A 21,539-nucleotide genomic window follows, 5' to 3' on the forward strand; every position below is an offset into this window, starting at 1 on the left:
TAAGGCCGGCGGCGCCCCTGCGCTGTTGCGTCGCTGCTCGAATTCACTCACCCAGGGCGGTTGGCCCGATGTCGATCCTCGCCGCCATCAATCACCGAATCACGCTCGTCGCCAGCGGCGTCGCGGCCCTTGTGGCGTTGGTTGCGGTCGCGCTGCCGAGATCGTCCGATCCGGCTGGCAAGCAGCCGGCCGTCATGGTCGCTTCCGGGGCGCCTGCGATGGCAAAACCCATCGCGCTCCCCGCGCTCGAATTTGACGGAGCCACCGGCGCCGTTGCCGAGTTGCCTATCGCCGACCACATTCACCAAGCAACGCCGCTGGCGCTGCCCCCGATCAACGCGCTCGACGGAGGAGTCGTTCAGGCTCAGTCGACGCAGCCGGTCGCCTCGCCGAACCCTCCGCCCATTGAGGAGCAGCGGATTCCTTCCGCGCCTACCCCGCCCCCGCAGACGACCGCCGCTCCCGCCGCGAATGCTCCTGGGCTGCCGGCAAGCGAAGCGACGCTGCAACTCCGGCAACTTTCGTCCGATCAGTTCCACGCTCGCTTAGAACTCGCCTTTGATCGCGCCCTGCCGCGCATGCCGGACGACGGCACGCCCTGGCTGCGGTTCGCCGTTGATGCGGGCGACAATTCGCCGGTGCTGATCGCCGCCAATCGCGCTACGGGCGAGGTGCGTCTCGTGGGCCGCCCCGACCAACTGCGGGCGTGGGAAAAAATTGTGGGTGCGCTCGACGCCCCTCCAGCGCCCGACCGCGTCACGCAACTGGTGTCGACCGAGAAGAGCGCAACGCCTCACGTCAGGCAAACCGCTGGCCTGCTGGTTGCGCAGGCACAGCCGGCGGGCGATCAAGCGCCAAGCAGCTCGCAGGCGCCAGGTAGCGCTCAGGCGCCGGGCCCCGCGCCGAATGCCGCCCCGGAAATTGCGCTCGCCGATCAAGCGGGCCTGCTCGGTCCCGTGCAAATCGAAGTCGTCGAAGGGACTGACCTGTTCGTGATTCGCGGCAACCCGCGCGACGTCGAGCGGGTGATGAAAGTCATTGAAGAAATCGAAGCGATGAGCCGGGTCAGCATGCCGGAAGTCGTCGTGCGGCCGTTGCTGCACGTCGACTCGCAGTCGATGGCGCTGATCACCTCCCGAATTTTTTCACCGGCAGCGGAGGGAAGCTTCAGCCTCTACCCCTACTATGGCGCCCTGCTGGCCGTGCCGCTCGGCAAACCGAATGCGTTGTTGCTCGTCGGCCCGCCATCGGCTGTCGGCAAGGCTCAGGAACTGCTCGAAAAGCTCGACGTAGGCGGCGGCGAATCGCTGACGCAGTTCGAAACGTTCCGCTTGAAGAACGCGCAAGCTGAACAAGCGCAGTTAGTCGTGGCGCAGCTGTTCGTCCAGGCCGAGGCCGAGGCCGAGGGAACGGCGCCGCCGCTCGCGCCAAAAGCGCTGGTGATCGCCGAGACGCGCACCAACTCGCTCATCGTGCGGGCCAGTCCGCGCGACATGGAGGAAATCCGCCGGATGGTTTCGGAGATCGACGCTCCGGGGGGCGAGGCGGTCAACGAGATTCGCGTCTTCCGGTTGAAGAACTCGATGGCCGCGGAACTGGCCCCCATCCTGCAGCGCGCCGTCCGCGGTGCAGGGCAGGGCGACGACGCCGGCCAGACCGACACGCGCGTCTCGCAGCTACTCAAAATGGTGACCATCGACGCCGAAGGACAGAAGATTCTCGCCTCCGGCGTTCTGGCGGGCGTTACGGTAAACGCCGACACCCGCGCCAACACGCTGATCGTCTCCGCGCCGCCGGAGAGCATGTCGCTGATGGCGGTGCTAATTGAACAACTCGACGTGCAGCCCGACTCCGTTGCCGAACTGAAGGTTTTCACCATCGAGAATGGCGACGCGGTCAGCCTCGCCGAAATGCTGCAATCGCTCTTCGGCACTCCCGACCAAGGAGGAGGGCAGGGCGGCCAGGGGGGCGGCGGCGGGGGAGGGGGCAATCAGGCCGCCGGATCCCGGATCTTTCAGTTGCGGTTCTCCGTCGACGAGCGGACCAACAGCATTATCGCCGCCGGCAGCAGCGACGAATTGCTGGTCGTCGAAGCGGTGCTCTTGCGGCTCGACGCCAGCGACAGCCGCCAGCGGATCAACGAAGTTTACAAATTGAAAAACGCCGACGCTGAGCAAGTCGCACTCGCACTGCAAGAATGGCTGCAACAGAAACGAGACGTCGACGCCACGGCACCAGGGGCGACCAGCCCCTTCCAGCAAATCGAGCGCGAGGTGGTGATCGTCGCTGAAATCAACAGTAACAGCCTCATCATCTCGGCGACGCCGACGTACTTCAAGGAAATCGCCGACATCATCAAGCAGGTCGACGAAGAAGCCCCGATCGTGATGATCCAGGTGCTTATCGGCGAAGTGACGCTCGGCGACATCGACGAGTTCGGCGTCGAGTTCGGCCTGCAAGACTCGGTCTTGTTCGATCGCAGCCTGCTGGAGAACATCCAGACCACCACCAACACGACCACCACGGTCAGCCCCGGCGGCCAGCAGAACACCTTCCAGCAGCAGATTATTCAATCGGCGACGCTCACGCCGGGCTTCGGGTTCGGCGACGCGGCGCAGCCGCTCGGCAACTCCGGCAGCGATCGCTCGCTGAACACGGCGGGGAACGTCGCCGCCCAAGGTCTGTCGAGTTTCGGCGTCGGCCGCGTCAGCCAAGCGGCGGGCTTCGGCGGCTTCGTGCTGTCGGCTTCCAGCAACAGCATCAGCATGTTGCTGCGAGCGCTGCAGCAGTCGCAACGGCTCGAAGTCCTCAGCCGACCGCAGATCATGGCGCTCGACAATCAAACCGGCCGAGCGTTCGTCGGGCAGATCGTGCCGTACATCACGAGCAGCCAGATCGATCAGCTCGGCCAGCGGACCAATTACGTCGAGTTCCGCGACGTGGGTCTCGAGCTGCTCGTTCGCCCGCGCATCAGCCCCGAAAATCTCGTGGTGATGGAAGTCTTCGCCGCGAAGAGCGAGCTTGGCGCCGTCGCCGACGGCGTGCCCATCTCGATCGCCCCCAACGGCACGGCGATCAACGCCCCAATTATCAACACCATTTCGGCGGAGACGACCATTAGTGCCGTGAGCGGCCAGACGGTGGTCCTCAGCGGGCTCATCGTGAAGCGGGACCGCGAGCTTCATCGCCGCGTGCCGCTGCTCGCCGACATTCCGCTGTTGGGCGACCTATTTCGATTTGACTCGAAGCAGGTCCAGAAGGCGGAACTGCTGATCGTGCTGACGCCGCATGTGATCCGCAGCCGACAGCAATCGGAAATGATGAAGCAGGTCGAGTCGGCCCGCATGAGCTGGTGCCTTTCCGACGTGGTGTCGATCAACGGTCCGGCCGGCCTGCGAAGTGCGACCGATACGCTCGGCGCCGCCGAGGCCGAAGCCGTCTTCCCCACGGAAGTTCCCAACGTCGACGGCCGCTTCGACTCGCAGGAGACGGTGACGACGCCGGGCGTGTTGCCCCCTCCGCCGCAACAGCAACCGACTCTCGCGCCAGTGCAAACGCAGTAGCTTGGCTCGCTTTCCACGACGATCCAACGACAACGCTCCACTACTCGCCAGATGCTAGCTATGCCAACCAAGATCAACAATCGCCTGCGATCCGCCATTTGGGCGGGGCCACTGTTGACGCTGGTCGCGTTGGCGAGCTCGACAGGCTGCGCCGGCAAGACGAGCAAGTGGAGCGTGACGAATTGGGACGTCAAGAAAGCCGTCGGCATCAAACCTGAGAAGCCCGAACCGGAGTTGCCGGAACGGATGGTCGCCACATGGACCGACACGACGCTCAGCACGGTGGGACAGTCGCCAAAGCGCGGCTTCGGGGGCAAGCTGATGTTCTTCAAGCGCGGCTCCGAAGATCCGGTTCGCGTCGAGGGAAACCTCGTTGTTTACGCCTTCGACGAAACGGATCGCCCCGACCATGAAACTCACCCAACGCGGAAGTACATTTTCCCGGTTGAAGAGTTCATCCGCCACGAAAGCGATTCAACGCTTGGTCCGGCGTATAGCTTCTGGCTGCCGTGGGATGAGATCGGCGGGCAGCAGCGGCACATTAGTCTGATCGCCAAGTTTGAACCCAAAGATGGCGCTGTCGTCATCGGCGAGCAGACGCGCCATCTGTTGCCGGGACTGACGAATGACCCGAATGCCGACAAGCCGCTCCTCGCAAAAACGGTGCAGACTGACAACGGCGAACAGGTGCGACTTGCCGCTTACGGCGGCCAGGCCGCGGCGACTTTGACGCCGGGCCCCGTTGGTCCGGCGGAGCACTCGGTGGTGGCGCCGGCCCGGCAGCGCGAGATGTCGACGGCGACCATTCCGTTGCCTAAGCGCCTCGGCGAAGCGGCGGCGCAAGAGCAAACGACGACGTTCAGCAAGGCAACTTCGGGAACGCCGTTGTCGCAGCTGTCGACGACGAAGTCGGAGCAAACGGCGACGGCCGCCGCCGCGCCGCCGTCTCAGGTCGTGCAGGCTGCGGCCATGATGCCGGCGCTGCCAGCCTCAGTCCCAGCCACCGTCACAACGGCGACGCAACGCAAGGCGATGATCGAGGCGGCTAAGGCGCCGGCGGCGGGCCCTGGATCTCTACGAGATTCTCTACTGCAGACACTCCCGGCTCAAGCGAGGCCATCCGGGCGATAAGTTCGCGATCGCGCTCGTTCGCCACGGTGCCGCGAATAACCGCGGTGCGGCCAACCATTTGGATCTGCGGCGAGTCGACGCCAATCACGTCCATTTGCTTGACGAGCCTCGCCTGCACGCGCACGTCGGTCTGTGCGGTCATCGCCGCCGGGACGTCGAAAGCGGGACGCAACTGGACGCGAATCGCCGGCGGGGCGGCATTCTGCTCACGCCAGCGGCGGCGCGATTCGCGCATCTCGTTCAGGTTTTCGACCATCGCGTCGAGCATGCCGCCCGTGCCGCGGCGAGCGTTCTGGCTCTCGAAGCTGTTGCGAACGTCGTCGGCGTCGCGGCCGACGAATCCGCCCTGTTGGAAACGCTCACCAGCTGTTTGGGCCAGACCTGCAGCCATCGGGCCCTGGCCAACGCCACCTTGTCCCGAGGCCCCGTTCGCGTCGGCCGCGCCGTTGACGCCAAGTCCGCCACGGGCTTGTCCGCCGCCAAAAGCACCCCCGCGAGCCCCGTTTGATGCCGTGGCCCGCCCGCTGGAGATGCCCCCAGCGTAGCTGTTGCGAAGGCTGCCTGATTGTGACTGATTGAGCGAATTGCGGGCGCCCTGAGCCGCGGCCTGGTCGACGTTCGTCGCCGACGCGAGAACGCCGACGGCCAGCACGACGGCGGCGAATTGGAGCGAACGCTGCATCCGAAGGATCTCCCGGCACTCAAGGGCAGAGCAGCCCAAGTATACCACTTATTCCGAATCGGGCCAAAACCGCCGCGTAATTGCCCCGGCTATTCTGGCCGGCTAAACCCCGAGTTCTCCACTCACCCGCCAGCCGTCAAGTCGTTGACCCGCCGCGGCCAACTTTGCAAACTGTGAACTCTCATTGAACAACGTTCTCACCAGCGGCAACAGGATCAGGGGCGATGGAATTTCAAATAACAGGCCCTTCGGGGATGCGCGCGAAGTTCGTGTCGCGCGGCGCGACCTTGGCGGAGCTCTGGACGCCGGATCGCGACGGGCGGCTGGCCGACGTGGTGCTCGGCTTCGATACTGAAGCCGGTTACGCCACGACCGACAATCAGCATTTTGGCTGCACCACCGGCCGGTTCGCCAATCGCATCGCGCTCGGCAAGTTCACGCTCGACGGCAAGGAGTATCAACTTGCGATTAACAACGGGGTCAATCACCTCCATGGCGGTTCCAAACGCGACCTCTCGCGCGTCGAGTGGGAAGGCGAGCCGTTTGAAGGTCCGGCGGGATCCGGCGTGAGATTCCATTACCTCAGCCCCGACGGCGAAGAGGGGTACCCCGGCAATCTCGACGTGACTGTCACCTATACACTGACCCCCGGCAATGCCGTCAAGATCGACTATGAGGCGACGACCGATCAGGCGACGCCGATCAACCTGACGAACCACAGTTACTTCAATCTTTCTGGCCACGGGACGCCATCGGTCCTCGACCACGAGGTTTGGATCGGCGCCGATCGCTATACGCCGACCGACAATGGGTTGATTCCCACCGGCGAGCTGGCTCCCGTCGAAGGGACGCCGCTCGATTTCCGCACGCAGCGACGTCTTGGGGATCGCATCGGGGAATTGGCCGCGGGACCTGCCGGAGGGTACGACCATAACTTCGTCCTCAACGGCCCGATCGGCGTTATGAAGCTGGCGGCGACGGTGTTCGACCCCGCCTCGGGCCGCACCCTACGCGTCCACACCGACCAGCCAGGGATGCAGCTTTACACGTCGAACTTCGTCTGGGGGCAAACCTGCAAAGCGGGGCAGGTCTACCGCAAGCAATCGGCGCTTTGCTTGGAGACGCAGCACTTCCCCGATTCGCCTAACAAACCGCAGTTCCCCTCGTGCATCCTTCGACCGGGCGAAACGTACCGCTATACATGCGCGTATGAGTTCGGCGTCGAATAACCGGGAAGATAACGAATGACGGAATCCGAATGACGAATGAAATGCCGGAGGGCGCTGGTCTACGCCCCATTCGTCATTCTGGCTTCGTCATTAGTCCCGTGAGGGACTACTCAAAGCGAATCTCAAGAATCTTGAACCGATTCGTCCCGGCCGGGACTTCGATCTCTGCCTTCTCGCCGACTTTCAGGCCCAGCAGTCCTTGGGCGAGCGGGCTGGTGACGAGGATTTTGCCGACGTCGTAATCCTCCTCGCCGGCGCCGACCAGCGTGAACTCTTCGGTGTCGCCGAACTCCAGATCTTTCACCTTCACCGTGCAGCCAAAGACGACCTGATCTTTTGGCAGCGTGGCCGGGTCGACGATCTCGCCGCTGGCGAGCTTGCTCTTCAGCATGTTGATCTTCGCTTGCAGCATCCCCTGGCTTTCGCGGGCGCCGTGGTACTCGGCGTTTTCCTTGAGATCGCCGTCGGCGCGCGCAATGGCAATCCGCTTCTCAATCTCGGGCATCTGGACGTTTTCCAGCTCGTTCAACTCGGCCTTGAGTTTCTCGTAGCCGGCCCGGGTCATCGGAGTGCGATCGCTCATTTCTTCCTCGCTCAAATAAAACGGGTCTTCCTTACGGAAGACCCTCGCGTGAATCCCCAAATTGTTTATTGATCGGCCCGCCATGTAAAGGGCGAGCCCTATTCGTATTTTCGGCGGAAACCGCCCCGGCGCTTAACGCCTTTCGCCGTCGGTCAGTGACTTGGGGGAAGCTTGGCCGGGCGGCGTCGCCGGTCACCGTTCCCCGGCATAGAGCAACCGCCCGCATGCGGTGCAGAATACCGGCTTGCCCATCATCAGGTGATTCTGCATGTTCAGGGTGACCTGTTTGCCGCAGCCTTCGCAGACGCCATCCTCCATTTTGGCCATGCCATCGGCCCCTTTGCCGCGAATGACGCGGCGATAATCGTCCCGGAAGTCCGCCGGCAACGCCTGCTCGGCCTCGCCGAGTTCGGCTTCCAACCGGGCAACGTCGGCGGCAATCAGCGCCCCTTCCTGGGCCACCGAGTCGCGAAACTTGCTGAGTTCCGTCTTCCCGGCCGCAAGACGCTCTTTCACCTCGACGACAACTGCCTCAAGCTGATCGATCCGCTCCATCGTTTCGAGGATCTCGTCGGCCAGCACGCTGCCGGCCATTTCGGCGGCGGCGATCTGGTCGATCATCGTCTGGTACTCCTTGTTATTGCTGCAGGAGTTCAGCTTTACCCTCCAGTCGGCGATGCGGCTTTCGTTCGATTTAAGATCGAGCTGCTTTCGGTCGCTGAGCGCCTTGGTGTGCTTGACGCTGTCTTGCGCGGCGACTAGTTCGGCATCGAGCTTGGCCGCATTGACCTCGCGGGCCTTCACCTGGCGCGGACCCTTCTCTTGCCGCTCGCGCAGGTCGGAAAGTTGCCGGTGAATCCGGTGAAGTCGTTGCAGCAATTCGGCGGAAAGCGCCATCGGTCGCGGCTCGCAGGGTGTCGTGGACCGTGCATTGTACCGCACAACGCCAGAGGCGACAGCGGGCCTGATGTGTCGCAGGCACTCGGAGCGTGCTTGAGATATTTCGGCCGTTCGCCGTCAAGTCTGCCGAGTCGGCCAGGAGTTTTTGGCCAACTCGGGCGCTGTTGAAAACCGCTAATTCTGCAAAAAAAGAACGGGCGTCGCGGAAATCTTCCGCGACGCCCGTGGACGAACGTTTGCTTTGTTGTCGTTGCTTGTACCAGGCGCCCCGGAGGGCGGTGGCCCTCCGGCTAGTACGCGAAATTTGACGCTGGAACAATGCTTGCCTTAGGCAACCAACCGCATTTCCGCCGGTTGTTCGTCCCAAGCCTCAACCTCCTCCGGCATCACTTGCGGGCTGTCGGCGACATATTCGGCCAATTCCGAGCTTCGCACCGGGTGCTGTAGCTTGGCCACCGCCTTCGCTTCGATCTGGCGAACCCGCTCCCGGGTCACTTTGAAGATGCGACCGACTTCCTCGAGCGTGTAGCAGTAGCCGTCGGTTAGGCCGTAACGCAGGCGAATGATTTCTCGTTCGCGGAAGGTGAGCGTCTTGAGCAGGTCGTCGATCTTCTCGCGAAGCAAGCTGTTGTTCGCCAGTTTCAGCGGGTTGTCGGTATGCGCGTCTTCGACAAACTCGCCGAAGCTGCAGTCGTCTCCCTCGCCGATCGGGCGATCGAGGCTCACTGGCGTGCGGCCGATGTCCATGACGTGCAGGCTTTCTTCGAGGCTGACGCCGGCGGCGTTCGCGGTTTCCTCGGGCGTCGGCTGGCGGCCGAGCTCGTGCTGCAACCGCTTCGCCGTTTGTTGCAGCTTGCTTAGCACGTCGATCATATGGACCGGGATGCGAATCGTGCGGGCCTGATCGGCGATCGCGCGGGTGATCGCCTGGCGAATCCACCACGTAGCGTAGGTGCTGAACTTGAAGCCGCGGCGGTACTCGTACTTGTCGACGGCCCGCATGAGGCCGGTGTTTCCTTCCTGAATCAGATCGAGGAAGCTCATGCCGCGGTTGCGGTACTTCTTGGCGATCGACACCACCAGTCGTAGGTTGCCGCTGGAGAGGTCGCGCTTCACGCGCTCGAATTCAGTGAGCTGCGTCCGCAGCAAGTCGCAACGATCGCGAAGACTGGTCGGCGATTCGAGCGTCTGCATCATCAACGCCTTCAGTTCACGGCGAACCGGGGCGATGCGCTGCGACGAGGCGCCTTCGGCCTTCAGCTGCTTGAGCTGAGCTTGCAGGCGGTCCATGCGGCGCGAGACTTCCTCGAGCTGCTTCATCAACGGCTGCACGCGGCGGGTGCGGAGGCTGAGTTCTTCAACCAGCACGAGCATCTTGCGTTGACGGCGGAGGAATCGTTGGCGAGCGGCCGCCTTCTCGGTGCCGCCGGCGCGGTTATCGACCTGGACGGCGAAGTCGCGCCGTTGGGCCTGCATCAGCCGGCGGAGCGTCGGCAGGTTCACCGGCATGCGAGCCGAGACTTGCGTCTTGGTGAGCCGTTCGGTCAGCGAGACCTTGATCGTGCGATCGAACGGCAACTCGCCCGCTTGGACGCGTTCCAGCACGCCGACGGTCGCTTCGAGCGCCATGAACGAGCGGAGGATGTTCCGGCGGAAACGCTTACGGGTGATTTCAATCTTCTTCGCGAGCGAGATTTCCTCTTCCCGCGACAGGAGCGGAATCCGGCACATCTGCGAGAGGTACATCCGGATGGGGTCGTCGGTCAGCTTCGGCAGCTCGGCTTGCAGGTCTTCGCCATTCGCTTCAGCTTCGGCCAGGGCGGCGGCAACGCGCCGGCTGATCGACGTCTCGCCTTCGACGAGCTTGATGCGCATGCCGTCGAGCAAGTCGAGCAAGGCCTCGACATGGACCGAGTCGGTCGACTCGTCAGGCAAGAACGCGTTCGCCTGATCGTAAGTAAGAAATCCTTGCGTGCGGGCGAGGGCGGCAAGTTCGTTGAGGCGGGCGGCAAAGCGGGACATCTGAAACTCCTCCTGCACATCCTGTGCAATGGCGAAGTTGGCGGGTCTGGAATCGGCAGGCGTTATCCCCCTCCCTGGAAGGGACGGGCTAGGGGAAGGATTCACGACGTTCGCGTTGCACATCAGCGCGGGAACTGCAGCAACCGTCTGAAATCCCTCACCTATCCTCTCCCTGCAAGGGAGAGGGACGACATCCAACCAATTCTCGCCAAGCACCTCACCCATCCGTGGGCGCGGAACCAGCCTGGCGGCGCTTCAAATCGTTGAACAGGGCGACCAGCGCGCGGTCTTCCTGATCCGAGTCGAGTTGATTTGTTTTGAGCTCAGCCACCGTCATCCGGTGGCGAGCCTCCGTGTGGCGACGCTCGCGGTCGGCCAGCAGATCGCTGAACCGTTGGCGGGCGTCGACGTTTGATTTGCGTTGACCGATCTCATCGCAGTCGACGAGAAAATTGGCGACGGCCTGATCTTCCGTCGCGTTCATCAGCCGGGCGAAGTTCGGCGTTACGCCGTCGTGATACATCTCGGCGGCGAGGGCGTAAATGCGGCGGGCGATCGGGTGCTCGACGTCTTCTTCGTGCACCTGTTCGAGCAGCGCGTCCATGATGTCGCCCTGGCAGAGGACGATCTCGATCAGCTCGCGATCCCAGGGGGAGAGTTTCACGGGCGGCGCGGCTGACTGCGACGCAATGGCTTGCTCTGGCGATCGCGCCGATGCGGGGGTTGAGCGAAGCAGCGACGTCGCGGCCTGTCGCAACGCTTTGAGCCGCGTGCGGAGCGTGTCTTCGCCGAGACCGAACTGACGGGCGATGCGGACCAGCACCTGCTGCTCGCGAACTAGCGCCGCACTGCTGGCCGACGCAGCCGTCGGCAACGCACGCGCGAGCGTGGCGAGAATCGCTTCGACCGCTTGCGCGGAACGATGCGGGGCAGCGCCTGGGGCCAATCCTTTGGTCACGGCATTGATCTTGTGTTCGAGGGCGTCGACCGACCGCGCGAGCAGTCGTCGAAATTCGTCGCTTCCGTGCGAGCGAATAACATCACACGGATCGGCCCCTTCTGGCAAGCTCAGAATTTTTAATTCGATCTCATGGGCGACAAACAGTGCTAGCAGGTTGTCGAGAATACCCATCGTGCGGTTCTGTCCGGCCGCATCGCCGTCAAGGACCAGCGTGATGCTGTCGGTGAACCTGCGAATCAGCGGTACATGTTTGTCGCCGAGGGCCGTCCCGAGCACGGCGACGGCATGCTTGACGCCATGCTGGTGCGCCATGATGACGTCGGTGTAGCCCTCCATCACCAGAATGCCCCCTTCCTTGGCGATGGCGTCACGCGCGGCGTCGAGGGCGTAGAGCTCGCTGCTCTTGTTAAACAGCGGCGTCTCGGGGCTGTTGACGTACTTCGCGTCGTTGTCGCGGGCGAACTCCGGCAGCACACGTCCGCCGAAGGCGATCGGCCGCGACCGGGCGTCGCGAATGGAGAACATCAGCCGCCCGCGAAAGCGATCGTAGTACCCGCCCGCGTCGCGTTTGCCGATGAGGCCGACGCGCTCCAGCACCGCCGGTTGCCAGTTGGCCGCGGCGCCGCGCTTCAGCATCCAGTCCCATTCATTCGGCGAGAAGCCGATGTGAAATTGGGCGATGCTCGCGCCGCTGATGCCGCGATCGGCGAGGTAGCGGCGTGCGGGTTCTGCCGCAGGGCTTCGCAAAAGAGACTGGTGGAACTGATCTTCCGCCCAGGCCATCGCCTTCAACAGATTGCGGCGTTCGAACGGGTTGTCGGCTTGGCCTTCGGCGCGACCGACAGGGGCCAGGCTGACGCCGGCGCGCTCGGCCAGCAGTTCCAGCGCTTCGCGGAACTCCATCCCTTCGGCCCGCATGACGAAGCTGAAGATGTCGCCGCCGATGTCGCAGACCCAGCACTTGAACGACTGCCGTTCCTGATTCACCTGGAAGCTGGGGCGGGCGTCGTCGTGCCAGGGGCAGAGGCCGACGTAGCCGCGTCCCTGTCGCCGCAGTGCGACGTAGGCGCCGATCAGGTCGACGATGTCGATCGACTGACGGATCTGCTCTTTCGCGTCCTGCAAGCTGGAAAGCGACACGCGGATTGAATCCCTTCAATGAACGTAATGATCACCGCCGCGAGGTTCGGTCGCTGCGGCGATTTTGTCACCCCCGGGCTTCGCCCGGGGTTACCACACCGCAGGACGAGGCCTGGCGGCATGGCGACCAATCCCCCGGCGGAGCCAGGGGCTGAAATGCGGGAAGCGCTACATCCTCGCTACCCACAGCGTACCGCGTCGCCGAGTCAATCGTCAGGGGACGAACGCCGCGATGCGCTCTACAGATCCGAGGGCGGACGTGCCGCCACCTTCACCTTCACTTCCATTTTTTTGGGCCCGCGAACGGAACCGCGAATTAACTTGACCGGAACCTCCGTGCCAATCGGCGTTGCGGCGATGGCGCGACTCAGCAGGGTCGGGTCAGAGAAATTGACTCCGTCCCAGGCGAGGATCACATCGAGCGGCTTGATGCCCGCTTCTGAGGCGGGAGAATTGTCGGCAATAGTAGTGACGAGTACACCCTTGCCGCGATCGAGATCAAGCTCGCGAGCAACCTCATCGGGCACTTCCTCCGGACCGATGCCGAGGAAGCCGCGCAGCACGTAGCCGTTGTCGCGCAGCTGCTCGTAGCTGGCCCGTGCCAATTCGCTGGGGACCGCAAAGCTGATTCCCTGATACGAGGGGCCGATAATGGCCGTGTTGATGCCGACGATCTTGCCTTCGTGGTTTACCAACGGCCCGCCGCTATTGCCAGGATTCACGGCGGCGTCTGTTTGGAGAAATTCCTGAATGACCCGCGTCCCCGTGACGCCGCGGCGTTCCTTGGCGCTCAAAATGCCGAAGGTGATGCTCTTCTGCAACCCGAAGGGACTGCCAAGAGCCCAGACGATGTCGCCGACTTGCAATTCGTCGCTGTCGCCCCACTCAGCAGCGACCAGATCGCTCATTTCCGTCTTGAGCACTGCCAAGTCAGTGAGCGAATCGACGCCGACGACGCTGGCCGTGCCGCGGCGGCCGTCGCTGAGCTGGATTTCGGCGGTGTTCACCCCCTCGATCACATGATTGTTGGTGACGATGTAACCGTCTTTGGCATCGACGATCACGCCGGAGCCTTGCCCTTCGGCACGGCCGCGCTGGGTGCTGATGTTGACGACGCTCGGGCCGACTGATTGCGCGAGCGCCCGATACCCGGCCGAAATCTGATCGAGTCTAAAATCCTTAAGATTGGCACGTGCGACGTCGAGTCGCGCTCGTTCGCGGGCCGCCGTGAGCGAATATTCGATTCGATAAACCATCGACGGAGCGACGAGCACAGTGGTGAGCACCGTGAAGACCCAGAGAAGCCGCTTGAGGCGAATGCCTTCTTCCTCGCGTGGACGATCGACGGTCCAAACTTCGCTCATCGGCCGCGATCGCGCGGGCGGAGGAGCGGTAACGAGTTCGGCGCCCCACGCGGCGTCGTCGTGGGGATTAGATTCGTGCTGCATGACGCGGGTCCTGAAACGTTCCGTGCCAGGAGGAGCGGGCGGTCCGCCCGGGAAGCTCCCATCGCGGCCCTTCACCCAGCCATTATACTGCTGCGGAAGGTCGCGGGCAGCATTCCGGCAGAACGCGCCCCATCGTTACAACCCCGAAACCCCTCGCCAGAGTCTGTTTCGCCGATGCCGAGCCGATATTTTCCGCCCGCGCAGCGGGCTGCGCCCGAAGGGCTGGTGGCAGTCGGCGGCCGACTCTCCGCGACTTGGCTGCTCGACGCCTACCGCCATGGAATTTTCCCGTGGCCGTCGAGTTCGTACGAGCCGATGCTCTGGTGGTCGCCCGACCCGCGAGCTATTCTGCCGCTCGACGGGATGTACGTCTCGCGGCGTTTGCAGCGCCGGCTGAGGAGCGGCGAGTTCGCGACGACCTGTAATACGGCGTTCGCGCAAGTCATTGCCGCGTGCGCCACCGGTTCAGGCCGCGAAGGGGGAACCTGGATCACCCCCGAGATGATCGCTGCCTACACCGAGCTGCATCGGTTAGGTCACGCTCATTCAGTCGAGGTCTGGCGCGGCGAGGAACTGGCGGGCGGAGTTTACGGCATTGCGATTGGCGGCCTCTTCGCGGCGGAAAGTATGTTCCACCGATCCCGCGACGGTTCTAAAGTGGCACTGGCGCGATTGGTGGGCCATCTCCGGAGCCGCGGATACGGCTTGCTCGACGTGCAGCAATCGACGCCGCATACGCAATCGTTGGGGGTCGTGGAGATCTCGCGCCGCGACTATTTGCAGCGGTTGGCCGCGCTCGTCGACGCGCCGATCACGTTCGGATCTACGCTTGAGCCGTGGATCGGCCAGTAGCTGGCGGCATATCGAATGGCTCCAACGCGCGACTCTGGCGGCTAGATGCGCCCCATGAGGATCAGTGCGATCAAGATCACCGCCACCACCCCGAGCACGCCGCTCGGCCCATAGCCCCAATTCGCCGAATAGTTCCAACGCGGAACGGCGCCCAGCAGCAGCAACAGCAGGACGATGATCAGAATTGTGCCGAGCATGGCGTGATCGCTCTCTTTAAATGCTAGACGTGGCGAACGGCGACGCTACTTAACCTCGACTTCGCCGGTGTCCTTGTCGCGATTGATTTCAATGTCAGCTCCGGGCGTGTCGATGTCGATCAGCGAGTCTTCCTTCTTTGTCGCGTCGACGTCGACTTCGCCGGTGTCGCGGTCGCGCTCAACTTCGACTTGGCCGCGGGACGTCTCGACGTCGACGATCTTCTCTTTGTTCTCGCAGCCTACCGAAACCAGCATCGCGATGCCGAGCAAGATGGGGGGTAGCGAGCAAGCGGTCAGCAGTTCGGGAATCTTCATCGCGTCTCTCCTCTGTAGGCCTCGCGAAGCGAGCTGGTTGAAAATCGAACGCCCATGGATGAATTCGCATCGGCGTGGTTGCTTCAACGCAACACGCGTGCCACGGGACATCGAACATCGATTTCTTCGATATTTCCCGAGCGAAGCGGCGCCAAGCACGGGTCCTACCGGCTGGCAGTCCAACGACCAACGAGTAGGAAACGGCGCTGGCAACGACCATGGAGAGGGTCGAACTGAGATGAGCGATCACGGAAAGCCGACGAGCGACTCAACCAGCGAGGACCTGCATCAGAATCGCGCGGCAGTCAGCGCGGCGAGGGCAGCCTAGGGTACATCGCCGGCTGCAAATGACTGCGTCATGCGCTGATTTCCCTCGGCTTCGGCGGGGGTCGCCGGAAGTTCGAGGGTGAACTTGCTCCCCTGGCCGACGGTGCTTTCGACGCGAACTTGTCCGCCATGCTCTTCGAGAATCTTTCGCGTGACAGGCAGGCCCAGACCCGTGCCGCGACCTCCCTTGCGGGAAACGAACACCGTGAAGATTGCTTCGATGTCGTCGGGCGCGATACCGCCGCCATTGTCTTCGACCACCACCCGCGCGAGCTTCGCGTCGTCGTCGTAGTGCGTGGAGACGGTCACGCGGCCCTGCTCGGCATCGTCGCAAGCGTCGATGGCGTTCGTCAGGACGTTCAGGATCGCCCGATGCAGCGCTTCGGGGTCAAACATGAGGCTCGGCATGTCGCTCGCTGGCTGCCAGACAAGCTCGACCGATAGTTCCTGCGCGCGGCTGGTCATCAGTTCGACGACTTCGGCCGTGATTTCGTTGAGGCTCGCGGCGCGCGGCTCGGGTTCGCGCTCCTTGCTAAAGGTGAGCATGTCCATCACGAGCGTCGAGATTCGCTCCTGGTTGCGCTCGACAATGGCCCAACCTTTGCGGATCGTGTCGACCGCCTTTTGCTCGGCGGCTTCGTCGCGCTCGCCGCTCTTGGCCATCGTATCGTGATCGCCGAGGCCGAGTTCGATCAGGTAGCTGCCGCCGCGGACGCCCTGGAGAATGTTTTTGATGTGGTGCGACAACGAGGCGATCGTCTGGCCAACGGCGGCGAGCCGTTCCGCTTGGACGAGGGCCTTGTAGTACGAGGTGTCTTCAACCGCCAGCGCCGCCTGATGGGCGATCGCAATCATCAGCCGCAGGTGCTCTTCGGTGAACTGGTTGGCGCCCTTGGCGGCGAGCATCTTCTGGGGCGTCACGGCGGTGTCGATGTAAATCACGCCGACGACTTCGTAGCGCCCCTGCATCGGCACGCAGATCGCCTCGCGGACGCCGAGCGTCACGATGCTCTGCGCCGGATCCCAGCGCGAATCGTCGCGGGCGTTGCTCGTCAGGACGCCCTCGTTTTGTTCCACGACGTAATCGAGAATCGTCTTGCTGATGCTGATTTTCTCTTCGGTCCGCATCCCGCGCCGGTGCCGCCGCACTTTGGGCGTCAGTTTGCCCGTCTCGAGGTCTTTCAGCATGATGCAACCGCGGTCGGCTTCGACCCAGTCGAAGATCATGTCCATGATCCTCGCGAGCAGCTGGTCGATGTCCATCGTGTGGCTCACCGCCAGCGCCGTCCGATACATGATCTGCAGGTTACTGCGCGCACGCGCGAGCCACGGATTCGACGAACCGCGGGCGTCGGGCATCAGCCATTCGCTGCCGCCGGTTTGACCGAGCGACGCCACAATGCGCGAGCCGTCGTCGATCGCGCTGCCCGCCATGGGAACGATGTCCACCTGCCCCGCCGCATCCTCCAGCCGGTCGTCGATGAATCCGGTGTAGAGCAGCAGCGAGCGGCCGACCTGCAGCTGGTCGCCGCTAGTGAGCTCATGTTCGGTGACGAGCTTGCCGTTGACGAACGTCCCGTTGGAACTTCCAAGATCGCGCACCGCATAGGCGTTTCCCTTGCGGATCAGCTCAGCGTGGTTTCGCGAGACTTCCGTATCGTGCAAACGAACGGAATGGGTATGCGTGCGGCCGATGGAATGGACCGCGTCTTCCAACTGGAAGCGCGAACCTTGGTCGCGGCCTTGAATGACGAACAACGAAGCCACGCGAGTTTGTTCTCTCGGTCGACGAGCGGGAGTCGCAAAGCCTACGGACGACTTCCCAAAAGCTCCTCGATTCTACGAATGAGGGCCGCGTATTGGTAGGGCTTCGCGACGAACTCTGAAGTCGGCAAAGGACTTGCGCTGCGCCTCGTGGCGCCGAGCACAACGATTGGGGCGTCGTTGCGGGCCGCCGCGGCCATCAGTCGCTCCGCAGAATCTTCACACACGCCAGATTGCGCTTCGACGTCGACGACGATTAAATGCGGGCGCTCCGATTCGGCAACCCGGGCCCCCCGTGAGGTTTCGCGGGCTTCCAACACCTCGGCCCCGCGGCGGGCCAGTAAGGAACTGAGCACATCGCGCGATTCACGCGAACGGTCGACAATCAGGACGCGCGGATTGGGAGACACGGACGACTCTCCGGCGTGGCGAAGTTGGGAGGGATAGCGAGTCGGGTCGCTGCTGTGGGCGGGGCGGCGAGCATACGCGCCGCCTGTGGAAGACCGGAAGGGCAGTTTCAGCAGTCGACCCCCGTAAGTCGCGTCGTTGAGGCAACTCAACGCCCGCCAGAACGCCCGGCAGAACTGCTCTTTACGGCCGGCTCGTCTGGCGGCACAATACGCCCCGAATTCAACCCCTCCGCCCCATCCCGCATGGCAACATTCGGGGGCGTCTCGTTAGCCCCTGGGCGGGTCCCCAGAAATGTCTGGTCATGGATGATCAGATACCAAGCAAGGAGTGCTGACGTGAAAAAGCTGCTGATTTCAGCCGCCGTCGTTGGTCTTATGTCTTCCGCCGCCGCGCCGGCCCTGGCTCAATCGGCGGCTCCGGCCCCCACCGCGCACGGCGCGAACGCTTCCCGCTATCATGTCGCCGTCGTCGACATCAGCTTCATCTTCAAGAACTATCCCGGCTTCACCGGGCAGATCGAAAAGCTGAAGGGCGAGATGGAAGCCGCTGACGGCGCGCTGCGCACCGAACGCGACCGGCTGGTCCAGATGGAAGAGGAACGCAACACCAAAAAGCCCGGCAGCCCCGAGTTCAAGCAACTGGACGAAAACCTCGCCCGCTTGAAGGCCGAGTTCACCATCAAGCAAGGCACGGTTCGCCGCGACTTCCTCGAAAAGGAAGCGACGGTCTACTTCACCTGCTACAACCAAGTCGCCGCCGCCGTGAAGGCCTTTGCCGACAAGAATGACATTGGCATGGTGCTGCGATTTACCGGCGACGACGTCGCCGACAAGTCGGCCGCGCCCGACCGCGAAGCCGTCATGCGGATGATTATGCAGCCGATCATTCATCAGAACAAGATCGACATCACGCCCGACGTGCTGATGATGCTTGGCGTCGACGTCCGCAACCTGCCGGCGCAACCGAACGGCGTGCCAGCCACGGCAACTCGTCCGACGGCCCCGGCCCAAGGCGGATTCCAAGGGCAGCGCTAGCAGCGATCGCTTATTGACGCGACGGCGCTGCTCGACTTCCCCCCCTCGAGTGGCGCCGTCGCTTTTTCTTGCAATCTTGGCGAGCCTCCCGCCGCTCGCCCTCAAGGCACGACAGCGCATGATCTCGCCCCGCATGCAACAAACGATCGCTGCTCGCGCCGTCGTCGCTGGCTTCGGCTACTGGAGCGGCCGGGACGTGCGGCTGGAGTTTCGACCTGCTGCTCCGGGCGCCGGCGTCACCTTCGTGCGCAGCGATCTCGGCGCCTCGGCCCGTGTGCCCGCGCGAGTCGACCTGCGCGTCGAAGTTCCCCGCCGCACCAATCTCCGCCACGGCCGCGTCGAAGTTGAGATGGTGGAGCACGTCCTCGCGGCGCTCTCCGGCCTCGGCATCGACAACTGCGAGGTCTGGACGAATCAGCCTGAAATGCCGGGGTGCGATGGTTCGTCAGCCGCTTTCGTCGACGCTCTCGTGCGAGCCGGCATCGCCTCGCAAGGGATCGCCGCCAATCGCATCGCCGTGACCGAAGTCGTTCGGGTCGCTGAAGGCGAATCGTGGATCGAAGCGCGTCCCTCGGCCAAGAATCAACTTTCAATCGAGTACCAGCTCGACTACCCGGCCGCCAGCATCATCGGCCGCCAAGTCGCCCGCGTCGCCGTGACTCCGGAGCGCTTTCGGAGTGAGCTTGCCCCCTGCCGGACTTTTTTGCTACAGACCGAAGCCGACCAACTTCGCCGTCAAGGACTGGGCCTGCGAGTCACCAATCGCGATCTCCTGGTGTTCGACGAACGAGGCCCGATCGACAATCGCCTTCGTTTCCCTAACGAGTGCGCCCGACACAAAGCGCTAGACGTTCTCGGCGACTTGGCCCTCGCGGGCTGCCGGCTCGTCGGCGAATTTACCGCGTACCGCAGCGGTCATCGACTCCACGCGGAGCTGACGCGGCAGTTAGTCGAACGGTTCGCCGCGATGGCGCGGCGAGCCAGCGCCTAACGGCCTGCGAATCAGGCGGATGATAGGAAGTTATGAACATGGCTACGAGCATCGCAGCGAACGCCTGGGTCGACCCCCGGGCTGAAATCGACGAGGAAGTCGTCATCGGCCCGTTCTGCACGATCGGCGCCGGCGCGCGGATTGGCCGCGGCACGCGCCTCCACAACAATGTCACGCTGATGGGCAACGTGACGTTGGGAGCGGAGAACGTGCTCTTTCCCAACGTCGTCATCGGCGCCGAACCGCAGGACTACAGCTACCGCGGCAGCGATACGGCCGTGGTGATCGGGGACGGCAACACGTTTCGCGAAGGGGTGACTGTCAATCGGGGCAGCGAGAAGGAGGACGGCGTCACCCGCATCGGCGACAACAACTTCCTGATGGGAAACTGCCATGTCGCGCACGACTGCAAACTCGGCAGCAACATCCTGATTGCCAACGGCTCCTTGCTGGCCGGTCATGTGCATATCCATGATCACGCCTCCATTTCAGGCGGCGTCGCCATTCATCAGTTCGTCACCATCGGCAGCTATTCGTTCATCAGCGCGTTGAGCCGAGCGCTGCACGACGTTCCCCCGTTCATGCTGGTCGAAGGAATTCCCGCCCGGCCGCGGTGCATCAACATTGTCGCGCTGAAGCGAAACGACTTCACAGCGGAACGAGTCGAGTTCATCGCGGCGGCCCATCGGCTGCTCTACCGATCGAAGGTCGGTCTGAGCCACGCTCGCGAAATCTTGCGGACCAACAACCAAATCTCGCCCGACGTGGAAACGCTGTTGGCGTTCATCGAAGGGCAACAAGTCGGCAAGCATGGTCGCGGTCGCGAAGTTCGGAGGGCAGCATGAGCCGCCTCCGTCTTGCCGTTATCGGCGTCGGCCACCTGGGAAAGATTCACGCCAAGCTAGCGGCGGGCATTCCCGAAATCGAACTCGTCGCCGTCGTCGACTCGCGACCGGAGGCGCGTGAAGCGCTGGCCAAAGAAACGGGCGCGCGGCCGGTGGCCCACGTTCGCGAACTAATCGGCGAGATCGACGGCGCCGTCGTCGTCACGCCGACGGTCACGCATTTCGACGTCGCCAGCGAATTGATGCGCGCCGGCGTCCATGTTTTCGTCGAGAAGCCGATTACGCCCACCGTCCGCGAGGCCGATGAGCTCGTGCAACTTGCCCGGCGTCGCCAACTGGTATTGCAAGTCGGCCACGTCGAGCGCTTTAACCCGGCGCTGGTCAGCGTGCAGGATCGACTGCAAGAGCCAAAGTTCATTGAAGCTCGTCGTCAGAGCGGCTTTACGTTTCGGTCAACCGACGTCGGCGTGATCATGGATCTGATGATTCACGACATCGACGTGGTGCTGTCGCTGGTTAAGGCGCCGTTGGCATGCGTCGACGCCGTTGGCGTCTCGGTCCTCGGCGACCACGAAGACATGGTCAGCGCCCGCCTGCACTTTGCGAATGGCGCGGTGGCCAATATCACTGCCTCACGCACGAGCTACGCTCCGGCTCGAACCATGCAGGTTTACACGCCGACGCGCTTTGCGTCGATCGACTTCGCGAGCCGGAAGGCGACGATCGTCGAGCCGCGACTCGACCTGCTGCAGCGAGATTTCCACCTGAACGACCTGAGCGAGGCGACTCGAAGTCACTTGCGGGAACAGCTCTTTAGTGAGCTATTGGTAAAGTCTGAAGTCCCTGCTGTGGAAAGCAATGCGATTGAGCAGGAGCAACGCGATTTCGCCGAAGCGATTCGTACCGGCCGCCAGCCGCGCGTCACCGGCGTCGACGGCCGCGACGCCGTAGCAGTCGCCGAACGAGTACTGTCCGCGGTGCGTCAGCATCAATGGGATGGCGCTGACAGCCGCCGGGTTGGTCATCTGGCGTCGCCCATGTTGCCGCTGCCAATGGTGGCCACGATGGACGACTGGGCGACGGACGATACGGTCATTCTGCGTCGCAAGGCGGGGTAGCGCGGAGCGATCGAAGTGCGCCGGGG

17 protein-coding genes and 1 pseudogene are annotated in these 21,539 nt (G+C 63.3%); 8 read left to right on the plus strand and 10 right to left on the minus strand.

Annotated elements, in window-relative coordinates; genetic code table 11:
* Nucleotides 1-68: 68 nt before the first annotated feature.
* Both I41_RS08835 and I41_RS08840 read left to right on the plus strand, forming a co-directional pair.
* Complete coding sequence (locus tag I41_RS08835) at nucleotides 69-3,563, plus strand: secretin N-terminal domain-containing protein (protein WP_145432202.1); 3,495 nt, start codon at nucleotides 69-71, stop codon at nucleotides 3,561-3,563.
* 60 nt (nucleotides 3,564-3,623) lie between these two features.
* Nucleotides 3,624-4,694, plus strand: a complete 1,071-nt coding sequence (locus I41_RS08840; protein WP_145432203.1) for a hypothetical protein — start codon at nucleotides 3,624-3,626, stop codon at nucleotides 4,692-4,694.
* Here I41_RS08840 and I41_RS08845 read toward each other — a convergent pair.
* Nucleotides 4,609-5,376 (minus strand): BON domain-containing protein, encoded by a 768-nt coding sequence (locus tag I41_RS08845; RefSeq protein ID WP_145432204.1) that lies wholly within the window; start codon nucleotides 5,374-5,376, stop codon nucleotides 4,609-4,611. The two genes, I41_RS08840 and I41_RS08845, sit on opposite strands and share 86 nt — an antisense overlap.
* Nucleotides 5,377-5,594: 218 nt before the next feature.
* Here I41_RS08845 and I41_RS08850 point away from each other — a divergent pair.
* Nucleotides 5,595-6,605: pseudogene (locus tag I41_RS08850) on the plus strand (aldose epimerase family protein); the annotation flags it as partial.
* Nucleotides 6,606-6,711: 106 nt separating this feature from the next.
* Here I41_RS08850 and greA read toward each other — a convergent pair.
* The 5 genes from greA to I41_RS08875 all read right to left on the minus strand — a co-directional run bounded on the left by greA (nucleotide 6,712) and on the right by I41_RS08875 (nucleotide 13,659).
* Nucleotides 6,712-7,188 (minus strand): transcription elongation factor GreA, encoded by a 477-nt coding sequence (gene greA / locus I41_RS08855; protein ID WP_145432206.1) that lies wholly within the window; start codon nucleotides 7,186-7,188, stop codon nucleotides 6,712-6,714.
* Nucleotides 7,189-7,380: 192 nt separating this feature from the next.
* The gene (locus I41_RS08860) at nucleotides 7,381-8,085 is read right to left on the minus strand and encodes a zinc ribbon domain-containing protein (RefSeq protein ID WP_145432207.1); all 705 of its coding nucleotides are present in this window, start codon (nucleotides 8,083-8,085) and stop codon (nucleotides 7,381-7,383) included.
* A 330-nt stretch (nucleotides 8,086-8,415) separates the two neighbouring features.
* Entirely contained in the window at nucleotides 8,416-10,110 is a 1,695-nt protein-coding gene (locus I41_RS08865) for a sigma-70 family RNA polymerase sigma factor (RefSeq protein ID WP_145432208.1), read from the minus strand.
* 217 nt (nucleotides 10,111-10,327) lie between these two features.
* Entirely contained in the window at nucleotides 10,328-12,211 is a 1,884-nt protein-coding gene (dnaG, locus tag I41_RS08870; RefSeq protein WP_168206776.1) for a DNA primase, read from the minus strand.
* A 239-nt stretch (nucleotides 12,212-12,450) separates the two neighbouring features.
* A complete protein-coding gene (locus I41_RS08875) occupies nucleotides 12,451-13,659 on the minus strand; it encodes a S1C family serine protease (RefSeq protein WP_145432210.1) in 1,209 nt (402 codons plus the stop codon).
* A 174-nt stretch (nucleotides 13,660-13,833) separates the two neighbouring features.
* Here I41_RS08875 and aat point away from each other — a divergent pair, with 174 nt between their 5' ends.
* Nucleotides 13,834-14,511 (plus strand): leucyl/phenylalanyl-tRNA--protein transferase, encoded by a 678-nt coding sequence (gene aat, locus I41_RS08880; RefSeq protein ID WP_145432211.1) that lies wholly within the window; start codon nucleotides 13,834-13,836, stop codon nucleotides 14,509-14,511.
* A gap of 41 nt (nucleotides 14,512-14,552) precedes the next feature.
* Here aat and I41_RS08885 read toward each other — a convergent pair whose 3' ends face one another.
* The 4 genes from I41_RS08885 to I41_RS08900 all read right to left on the minus strand — a co-directional run bounded on the left by I41_RS08885 (nucleotide 14,553) and on the right by I41_RS08900 (nucleotide 17,524).
* The gene (locus I41_RS08885; protein ID WP_145432212.1) at nucleotides 14,553-14,708 is read right to left on the minus strand and encodes a DUF3309 domain-containing protein; all 156 of its coding nucleotides are present in this window, start codon (nucleotides 14,706-14,708) and stop codon (nucleotides 14,553-14,555) included.
* A 45-nt stretch (nucleotides 14,709-14,753) separates the two neighbouring features.
* Complete coding sequence (locus tag I41_RS08890) at nucleotides 14,754-15,023, minus strand: hypothetical protein (protein WP_145432213.1); 270 nt, start codon at nucleotides 15,021-15,023, stop codon at nucleotides 14,754-14,756.
* Nucleotides 15,024-15,347: 324 nt separating this feature from the next.
* A complete protein-coding gene (locus tag I41_RS08895) occupies nucleotides 15,348-17,117 on the minus strand; it encodes an ATP-binding protein (protein WP_145432214.1) in 1,770 nt (589 codons plus the stop codon).
* Between the two features lie 41 nt (nucleotides 17,118-17,158).
* On the minus strand, nucleotides 17,159-17,524 hold the full coding sequence (locus tag I41_RS08900) for a response regulator (RefSeq protein ID WP_168206777.1): 366 nt from the start codon (nucleotides 17,522-17,524) through the stop codon (nucleotides 17,159-17,161).
* A gap of 336 nt (nucleotides 17,525-17,860) precedes the next feature.
* Between I41_RS08900 and I41_RS08905 the strand changes: the two genes are divergently transcribed.
* From I41_RS08905 to I41_RS08920, 4 genes are all read left to right on the plus strand, one after another.
* The gene (locus I41_RS08905) at nucleotides 17,861-18,559 is read left to right on the plus strand and encodes an OmpH family outer membrane protein (RefSeq protein ID WP_168206778.1); all 699 of its coding nucleotides are present in this window, start codon (nucleotides 17,861-17,863) and stop codon (nucleotides 18,557-18,559) included.
* 118 nt (nucleotides 18,560-18,677) lie between these two features.
* Nucleotides 18,678-19,550: a UDP-3-O-acyl-N-acetylglucosamine deacetylase gene (gene lpxC / locus I41_RS08910; RefSeq protein ID WP_246133840.1), complete on the plus strand. Its 873-nt coding sequence runs from the start codon at nucleotides 18,678-18,680 to the stop codon at nucleotides 19,548-19,550.
* A gap of 38 nt (nucleotides 19,551-19,588) precedes the next feature.
* Nucleotides 19,589-20,395, plus strand: a complete 807-nt coding sequence (gene lpxA, locus I41_RS08915) for an acyl-ACP--UDP-N-acetylglucosamine O-acyltransferase (protein WP_145432217.1) — start codon at nucleotides 19,589-19,591, stop codon at nucleotides 20,393-20,395.
* Complete coding sequence (locus tag I41_RS08920) at nucleotides 20,392-21,513, plus strand: Gfo/Idh/MocA family protein (RefSeq protein ID WP_145432218.1); 1,122 nt, start codon at nucleotides 20,392-20,394, stop codon at nucleotides 21,511-21,513. The genes lpxA and I41_RS08920 overlap by 4 nt, the downstream gene beginning before the upstream one ends.
* Nucleotides 21,514-21,539 lie beyond the last annotated feature (26 nt).

The organism is Lacipirellula limnantheis (genome assembly GCF_007746075.1).
In the GTDB taxonomy this organism is placed as follows: domain Bacteria; phylum Planctomycetota; class Planctomycetia; order Pirellulales; family Lacipirellulaceae; genus Lacipirellula; species Lacipirellula limnantheis.

Coding starts and splice junctions, on each gene's coding strand:
- I41_RS08845 (WP_145432204.1), bottom strand. CDS start 5,376: ATGCAGCGTTCGCTCCAATTCGCCGCCGTCGTGCTGGCCGTCGGCGTT.
- lpxA (WP_145432217.1), top strand. CDS start 19,589: ATGGCTACGAGCATCGCAGCGAACGCCTGGGTCGACCCCCGGGCTGAA.
- aat (WP_145432211.1), top strand. CDS start 13,834: ATGCCGAGCCGATATTTTCCGCCCGCGCAGCGGGCTGCGCCCGAAGGG.
- I41_RS08890 (WP_145432213.1), bottom strand. CDS start 15,023: ATGAAGATTCCCGAACTGCTGACCGCTTGCTCGCTACCCCCCATCTTG.
- I41_RS08835 (WP_145432202.1), top strand. CDS start 69: ATGTCGATCCTCGCCGCCATCAATCACCGAATCACGCTCGTCGCCAGC.
- greA (WP_145432206.1), bottom strand. CDS start 7,188: ATGAGCGATCGCACTCCGATGACCCGGGCCGGCTACGAGAAACTCAAG.
- I41_RS08885 (WP_145432212.1), bottom strand. CDS start 14,708: ATGCTCGGCACAATTCTGATCATCGTCCTGCTGTTGCTGCTGCTGGGC.
- I41_RS08865 (WP_145432208.1), bottom strand. CDS start 10,110: ATGTCCCGCTTTGCCGCCCGCCTCAACGAACTTGCCGCCCTCGCCCGC.
- I41_RS08860 (WP_145432207.1), bottom strand. CDS start 8,085: ATGGCGCTTTCCGCCGAATTGCTGCAACGACTTCACCGGATTCACCGG.
- lpxC (WP_246133840.1), top strand. CDS start 18,678: ATGATCTCGCCCCGCATGCAACAAACGATCGCTGCTCGCGCCGTCGTC.
- I41_RS08840 (WP_145432203.1), top strand. CDS start 3,624: ATGCCAACCAAGATCAACAATCGCCTGCGATCCGCCATTTGGGCGGGG.
- I41_RS08920 (WP_145432218.1), top strand. CDS start 20,392: ATGAGCCGCCTCCGTCTTGCCGTTATCGGCGTCGGCCACCTGGGAAAG.
- I41_RS08875 (WP_145432210.1), bottom strand. CDS start 13,659: ATGCAGCACGAATCTAATCCCCACGACGACGCCGCGTGGGGCGCCGAA.